The sequence below is a fragment of the Variovorax glucosi genome (assembly GCF_051216695.1).
Classification (GTDB): Bacteria; Pseudomonadota; Gammaproteobacteria; order Burkholderiales; family Burkholderiaceae_C; genus Variovorax.
In genome coordinates this window covers 1-1384 of sequence record NZ_JBPJZE010000118.1, presented here as the reverse complement: position 1 = coordinate 1384, position 1384 = coordinate 1, and the positions used below count along the sequence as shown (strand labels likewise).

Annotated in this window: 3 protein-coding genes; 1 reads left to right on the top strand and 2 read right to left on the bottom strand. The window is 67.3% G+C overall.

What is annotated here, in order from left to right:
* Positions 1–480: LysR substrate-binding domain-containing protein (locus ACSFA3_RS23410; protein WP_435507822.1), on the top strand; the 480-nt coding region annotated here is incomplete at its 5' end.
* On the opposite strand, the gene ACSFA3_RS23405 is transcribed toward ACSFA3_RS23410, so the two are convergent.
* Both ACSFA3_RS23405 and ACSFA3_RS23400 read right to left on the bottom strand, forming a co-directional pair.
* Complete coding sequence (locus ACSFA3_RS23405) at positions 434–1189, bottom strand: hypothetical protein (RefSeq protein WP_435471742.1); 756 nt, start codon at positions 1187–1189, stop codon at positions 434–436. The genes ACSFA3_RS23410 and ACSFA3_RS23405 overlap by 47 nt on opposite strands.
* Positions 1186–1384: alanine racemase C-terminal domain-containing protein (locus tag ACSFA3_RS23400; RefSeq protein WP_435507821.1), on the bottom strand; the 199-nt coding region annotated here is incomplete at its 5' end. The genes ACSFA3_RS23400 and ACSFA3_RS23405, both read right to left, overlap by 4 nt.

Here is a 1384-nt window from a genome sequence, read left to right as displayed (position 1 = left end):
GCGCACATCCTGTGCGCCTCGCCGCGCTATCTGGCGGAGCACGCCGCCATCGCGCACCCGGGCGACCTGGCTGCGCACAGCTGCCTTTCGCTGGGCGAGCACGAGCGCGACAACCACTGGCGGTTCAGCAGGAAGGAAGAAGAGGAAAAAGAAGAAGGAGAAAAAGAGGAGATGGAAGTCATCGTGCGCGGCCGCTACGTCTCCAACCACAGCGAGGTTCGGCTCGAGGGCGCACTGGCGGACCTCGGCGTGGCCGTGGTGCCGGCCTTCGTCGCGCAGGAGGCGCTGGACGCGGGCAGCGTGGTCCGCGTGCTGCCCGGCTGGGAGTACCGGGGCAACTACCAGGGGCACGCGTACATCCTGTACCCGCCCAACCGCTTCATAGCGCCCAAGTGCAAGGCGCTGGTCGATCACCTGCTCGGCGCGCTCGGGCTCAGTGCTTCTTCAGCAGAACGCGCACCGCCTCGGGCAGGGAATTGACCTGCGGCATGAAGTGATCGAGCAGCGCGCCGAGGATCACCGCGCTCGCGACCGCACCAAGCAGCGGCTTCCACGTGAGCCGCACTGCCGCCATGAGCCAGCCCTCGCGCGCCACGCGCACCGCGGCGCGAGCCGATACGTACGAGAACGCCACTTCGATGGCCACAGCCAGCAATGCGTCCCAGCTGAAGTACAGCAGCACGAGCGAGCCCGCACCGAGCACGATGGCCACGCAGACCAGGAAGATGGCGACCACCGGCACGACGATGATCGCGCCTTCGTCCGCGCCGCCGGCAACGTCGAGCGCGCCGCTCGCCACGTCGGACATGACGCTGCCGTCACCGCCACCACCAGCGTCACCAACGCTCGCGTGGCTTTGTGAGCCGCCTCCGCCACGTCCACTGCCGAAGTCCATGTCGGGCGCATCGACATCGAAGTCCGCCCTGCGGCCCTCCACCAGCCGCCTGGCCCACCAGCGCAGCACCAGCAGATAGCCCAGGTACCCCACGCCCAGCGTAAGGAAGTAGCGCACTGCCAGCGAATCGACATGCAGCAGGTGCATCTGCAGCGCCGACGCGCCCCACATCAGCAGCAGGGTGAAGGTGCCGATCAGGATGCCGTGCGTGCGCAGGCTGTAGTTGCGATGCAGGTCGCGTTCGACCTGCGTTTCCCACAGGCGCACGGAGCGCCAGTTGGAAAGGATCTTCATTGACCTTCGACGGGAGCGAACGGTACGCGCTGCGCCACGGCGCACATGAGCTCATAGCCGACCGTGCCGCCGGCCTTGGCAACCTCGTCGATAGGGAGCACGGCCCCCGTCTTCGCCGACTTGCCCCACAGCGTGACCTCGCTGCCGAACTTCGCATCGGGCACGTTCGTGAGGTCGACGGTGATCATGTCCATG

Bases quoted from the DNA above. Each gene is read 5' to 3' on its own strand.
- ACSFA3_RS23405 (WP_435471742.1), bottom strand. From the start codon at position 1,189: ATGAAGATCCTTTCCAACTGGCGCTCCGTGCGCCTGTGGGAAACGCAG.